At 37.0% G+C, this 5,659-nt stretch carries 5 protein-coding genes; 3 read left to right on the top strand and 2 right to left on the bottom strand.

Annotated elements, in window-relative coordinates; translation table 11 throughout:
• Together PN497_RS23280 and PN497_RS23285 are read right to left on the bottom strand one after the other, a co-directional pair.
• A partial coding sequence (locus PN497_RS23280) for a WD40 repeat domain-containing protein (RefSeq protein WP_409349340.1) occupies positions 1–778 on the bottom strand: 778 nt, incomplete at its 3' end.
• A 269-nt stretch (positions 779–1,047) separates the two neighbouring features.
• Positions 1,048–2,487 carry a P-loop domain-containing protein gene (locus PN497_RS23285; RefSeq protein ID WP_272110927.1) on the bottom strand — a complete coding sequence of 480 codons (1,440 nt, stop codon included), beginning with the start codon at positions 2,485–2,487 and terminating at the stop codon, positions 1,048–1,050.
• Positions 2,488–3,155: 668 nt separating this feature from the next.
• Between PN497_RS23285 and PN497_RS23290 the strand changes: the two genes are divergently transcribed.
• The 3 genes from PN497_RS23290 (at position 3,156) to PN497_RS23300 (ending at position 5,624) form a co-directional block, all read left to right on the top strand.
• Positions 3,156–3,401: a TRADD-N-associated membrane domain-containing protein gene (locus PN497_RS23290; RefSeq protein ID WP_096565701.1), complete on the top strand. Its 246-nt coding sequence runs from the start codon at positions 3,156–3,158 to the stop codon at positions 3,399–3,401.
• Between the two features lie 402 nt (positions 3,402–3,803).
• Positions 3,804–5,144: a 16S rRNA (cytosine(967)-C(5))-methyltransferase gene (locus PN497_RS23295; protein ID WP_096565703.1), complete on the top strand. Its 1,341-nt coding sequence runs from the start codon at positions 3,804–3,806 to the stop codon at positions 5,142–5,144.
• A 57-nt stretch (positions 5,145–5,201) separates the two neighbouring features.
• A complete protein-coding gene (locus tag PN497_RS23300; RefSeq protein ID WP_096565705.1) occupies positions 5,202–5,624 on the top strand; it encodes a tellurite resistance TerB family protein in 423 nt (140 codons plus the stop codon).
• The last annotated feature ends 35 nt before the right edge of the window (positions 5,625–5,659 follow it).

A 5,659-nucleotide genomic window follows, 5' to 3' on the forward strand; every position in this document is an offset into this window, starting at 1 on the left:
AACCAGAAATCACCCGTTGATTGTCTGCTGTCACTGCAACTGCGTTTACCGAACTACTATGACCTTTAAAGGTGAACTGTTCTTCCCCGGTCTGTAAATTCCACACCTTGACAGTATTGTCCCAAGAACCAGAAATCACCCGTTGATTGTCTGCTGTCACTGCAACTGCGTTTACCGAACTACTATGACCTTTAAAGGTGAACTGTTCTTCCCCGGTCTGTAAATTCCACACCTTGACAGTATTGTCAGATGAACCAGAAATCACCCGTTGATTGTCTGCTGTGACTGCTACTGCGTTTACCCTATCACTATGACCTGAGAGAGTGCGGAGTAAGCTTCCTCCTGCTTGGGTGAGACTGGGGGTGAGGGGACGCAACCAAGGGTGAGGGTGGTTTGTTTGTGCTTGGTTTAATAGGGTTTGAATTTCTGGGGTGTGGATAGCTTGTAACCTTCCCCATAATTGACTGGGTAATTGTTGTTTGTCTTGGGTGACTATGTGTGCAGACAGTCGCAAAGCACTTTGAATATATTTTAAGGTTTTGGTTTGGTCTGGGTGGGTTTTGGTTTGGGTATCATCCAGTAAATCATAATCTTCTATTAATGCTTGGATGCCAAATTCAGGATGATTGATTTTGGCGGATATGAATTGATAATTTGTGAGGGTTTGGAAATAGTTGGTTAAGTTGTCAGACTTTACCAAGTTATCAGGATAGCTACCCAGATAAGCTTTTTGGAAATAGGATTTTTGTGATAATGATTTGTTGGTAGTTGCTGGCATAATATTTTTAATCAGTATTAATAAATGTCGGTTGGGTTGACGTAGGTTATTGACTACACTTAGACTGCGCTCAGTGACCACCTGCGTGGACTAAGAAAAATCTATGAAATCTCTTTTTTTCATCTTGTACATCCTTAAATCCTGGACATCTTGATTCAGACAATTTTCCTCACTAGCAACTTACCATTAACTAGAATTTGAATTTCTGATTTTAAATCAAAGTAGTGTGTTGGGTTGCGCTGCGCTTAACCCAACCTACGAATGTTTGATTATGATTCCTGTATCATTTTCAAATAATCAGCAATGCGCTGATTTACTTCTTTAAATAACTTGCGGGTTGCTTGTAGTTCTCTTTTTGCTTTCAAGAAATCTAAGAAACTAGCATGATAGATACTGTAACAAATATCTCCATCTATATTTGATGTTCTTAAATATTCAATCCATTCATCTAAAACATCCTGTACAACATATTCATCTTGATGGAGAATATTAAAAATCATCTCACAGGGAATTGGTGTGGCAATTTCCACTAAGGTAAACAGAATCATTACTTTCATTTCTTTAGATGAATCATTCATTTTCATCCTGTCCCAATGAGTTTGATAATAATTCTGTAACCCTTGTGGTAATTGAGTTAAATTCACATCATCATAATCACCCTCTGCTATTGCTGGTAACACATAGCGCAAATACATAAAATTATTTTCGCTCTTGTCTGCTAACTTCTGCACAAAATCATCAGGGGTGATTTTTCTGTTGGATATCCAATTTTGTAAGCCATTTTTATGTTCTGGGTAATTTTCTAAACAAAAGCGAATATATTCTTGAATATCCTTTGCGTTTTCTGCATCATACTTTTTGTCAGTCAAATCTAATTCTTCTTGTGTTACACCTTCTGTATAAAGTCGTTTTTTACTAGGTTCATAGCGTCGTCGTGTCAGCAAGAAGTAAACATTATCTGGTAGGGTTTTGGGTAAATATAAAATATTTTCTGCTCCTGGTTTTTGGTCTACTTCATCCAGTGCATCCACGACAATGATTAATTTTTCATTCTCGCTTAGTTTTTCTGTTACTTTTACCAGTAATGTTGATAAATCAGCGTTTTCAACATTTGTGATTTGATAGCGGTTAATTAGTTGTTTACGAATGCTTTCCAGGAATAATTCAGGACGGTTACGACCATCTACCAAGACGTTAAAATAGCAGATTGCGTTATTTTCAGAAACGTATTTTGCAGCGATGGTACTTTTGCCCATTCCCGCATCACCGATAACTGTAAAATAGCCTTTTTTATTGGTGTTGGTGAAGTTTTGAAAGGCAGCAAATACAAATCCGCGACCGCAGAAGGATTGGGTTTTCTCGGTAATTAGTGATTGAAATTCTGGTGAGATAGATTTATCGGAAATAGGATTTTTTACTGTTGCTTCTGATTGAGGTTGATGATATTGCTGTTTTAAACAAGTTCGTAATTTTTCAAATTTACCTGCACCGTCTTTTTCTCTCAGTTTAGCATAGACAGTTTCAAATTTTTCATAAATCTTTTGTAGGCGAAGTTTAACAGTAGATTCTGCTATGTTTAATTTTAACCTGAGTTGTGTTTGATTAATTTGTGCATCTGGGTGAGGTAGTGCGGTTAATAAAGTTGTTTTCTCTTCAACAGATAAACCTTGAATATTTGCTTGTTGGTTAAGAAATTCTTGCCAAGTCATAGATGTTGTTGAGATTTTAGTAAGAATTATAACTGATTTTTGGTAAAAATAGTCTAGTTAATATTTTTTTACCATTATTTCCCGGTTTGCGTCATTATCCGCCTGGGAATTAATTCCCAGTCTCATAGCGAAAGTATACTAAAGTAAACTAAAACCGACTTTCCACACTTCAAAATGTACTACGTTAATACTTCGATAAATTTTACAAATAATTAATGTTGATATTATTCAATATTTAAATGTATGAATTATAGCCCTTCGGCGATAGCGAAGCGCTGCTGCAAGCAGTTCGCTATTCAACTACCATTAACCCCAATTTTCGTAATTTTCATGTATTACAAAGCGAAGTGCGGAATGTGGGTTCAATATTTGTAGATCCCCCTAAATCCCCTTATCAAGGGGGGTTAGGGGGATCAGAGGGTTTTGGATACACCATGAAAGACTTTTTAAACATAATTTAAAACTAGCATAATTGACATTGTTAAATGAGATAAATTAGATATTTGTACTTTCAATATACCTCTAATATACCTTGAATATACTTTATTTTATATCTACTTTGAATAGACCTATCTCTATACTTTCAATAGACTTCATGTCTGGAAATTCATGAGAATATAAAAACAGGAAACAAGAAAAACACATTGATATCAAAGGTAGTCAAAACCATGAAAGAATCAATTCAGAACGAACTCCTTCGTCAAGCAAAGTTAACTTTTAATGTTGCTTTGTCTGTCTCTGCTATTTCAGCTATGATTACTTTATCTGGAGTGGGTTTAGTCTATTTCAATAAATTATCTGAAGCTGCTTTAACAGGAAGTGCTGGTGCTTTGGCAACGATGACTTGTTTAAATATGGCGAAAGAATCTAAAGATGAACTGTTGAAAATTCTGGAAGATGAGGAAGAAGAATAGGAAAATAGAACTTACACAAAACATAACGAAAGTAGGGGTAATTCATGAATTACCCCTACCCAATAATCAGGGTTTTACTCCCATCTTGCGTAAATCATGGGAAAATTAAAAATGACCCGGAAATCAATTTCCGGGCTAATAGCTCAAGTAGGTTAAAACCTACTATAATTAACTCAAACTTCAATCATAATTGATGTAAAAATATCCAATTAATGAATTGAAAATAGTCGGTTAAAACCGACTTCCGCTATAAGACAGGGAATTTATTCCCTGGCTGTTAAGCTGTTACACAGCTAAATTGTATAATCCTAATATTCTGAACTCTTGTTTAACAGGCAAGATGCCTGTTCCACTTATACAAATTAAATGCACAACAGCTTAAAATATATCTCATCACTTCCCATGTCTAACCCCCGTCAAGTTGCATTTACCGCTCTCAAAGAAGTACACAAAGGAGCTTATACTGATGTAGCCCTCGACCGTGTATTACAAAAGTATCAATTACCGGACAATGACCGTCGGTTAATGACAGAATTAGTCTATGGTAGTGTGAGAAGACAACGCACTTTAGACGCTATTATTAATCAACTTGGTACTAAAAAATCTCACCAACAACCACCAGACCTGCGGACAATTTTACATCTGGGTTTATATCAACTCCGTTATCAAGAAAAAATCCCTGTTTCTGCTGCTGTCAACACCACGGTAGAACTAGCAAAAACCAATGGGTTTTCTGGTTTGACGGGTTTTGTGAATGGGTTTTTACGGCAATATTTACGACTTGCAGAAACTTCATCAGAACCTTTAAAATTACCAGAAAATCCCGTAGAAAGATTAGGAATTTTATATAGTTTCCCCAATTGGATCATTGAAGTTTGGTTAAAACAATTGAGTTTTGAGGAAACAGAAAAACTCTGTCAATGGATGAATCAAACCCCGACTATTGATTTAAGAGTTAATATTCTTAAAAGTGACTTAGAAAAAGTAGAATTAACTTTTAAAGATGCTGGTATTTTAGTCAGAAAAATTCCCCATTTACCCCAAGGTTTAAGATTAATTAGTAGTACGGGTGCAATTCAAAATTTACCCGGTTTTCAAGATGGTTGGTGGTGTGTACAAGATAGTAGCGCCCAGTTAGTAGGTCATTTGCTTGATCCCCAACCCGGTGAGGTGATCATTGATGTTTGTGCAGCACCAGGGGGAAAAACTACCCATATTGCAGAGTTAATGGGGGATGAGGGTAAAATTTACGCTTGTGATAAAACTGCTTCTCGTTTACGCAAACTTACTGAAAATGCCAAACGTCTGAATTTACAATCTATCGAAATCTGCACGGGGGATAGTCGCACTTTTACCCAATTTCATAACATCGCTGACCGTGTATTATTAGATGCTCCTTGTTCCGGTTTGGGAACTATGCACCGTCACGCTGATGCGCGTTGGCGACAAACTCCCGCATCTGTCCATGAATTAGCCCAAATCCAACAAGAGTTAATATCACATACTGCAAATTTTGTCAAGCCTGGAGGGATTTTAGTTTATGCTACTTGTACATTACACCCAGAGGAAAATGAAGAAGTAATTACAAACTTTTTAGAAAAAAATTCCCATTGGCAAATTGAACATCCTAGCTTTGATTTTGTTGATGTTTCTCCCTCTGGGTGGTTGAAGGTATGGCCTCATCAACAAGATATGGATGGTTTTTTCATGGTGCGTTTAAGAAAAACCAAGGATTCCGAGTGAATACTGCTAGGGATTGTACCATTTGATGAAAGACCGAATCTACTGGAGGAGGCAACAATGGTTAGTAATTCTCATGTTAAAAATCTAGTTAAAATTCTGATTGGAGCAGCTTGGATTGATGGTAGAATCCAGCCGGAGGAAAGACAATATCTGCGGGAAATAGCTCAAGCTAAGGGTTTAGCTACTGACCCAGAGATTAAGCCTTGGCTGTATGAATTAGTACCAGTTAAACCAAATCAATGTTATGAATGGGTGAGAGAATATTTGGGCGATCGCCCCAGTTTACAAGAATGTGAAACTCTGATTGAAGCTATCAGTGGATTGATTTACAGTGATGGTGAAGTAGCCATTGAAGAAGCTAAACTACTGACTAGATTGGAGGAGTTGAGTAAATCTCATGATTCTACTCAACCAATTTACAACCCACTGTTAAAACAAATTCAAAAGCTTTACCGCCGCTGGGTGGATGTGCAGAATTAGGGACTGGGGACTGGGGACTGGGGACTGGTGACTGG

Origin of the sequence: Sphaerospermopsis kisseleviana CS-549, assembly GCF_028329225.1 — a bacterium.
In the GTDB taxonomy this organism is placed as follows: Bacteria; Cyanobacteriota; Cyanobacteriia; order Cyanobacteriales; family Nostocaceae; genus Sphaerospermopsis; species Sphaerospermopsis kisseleviana.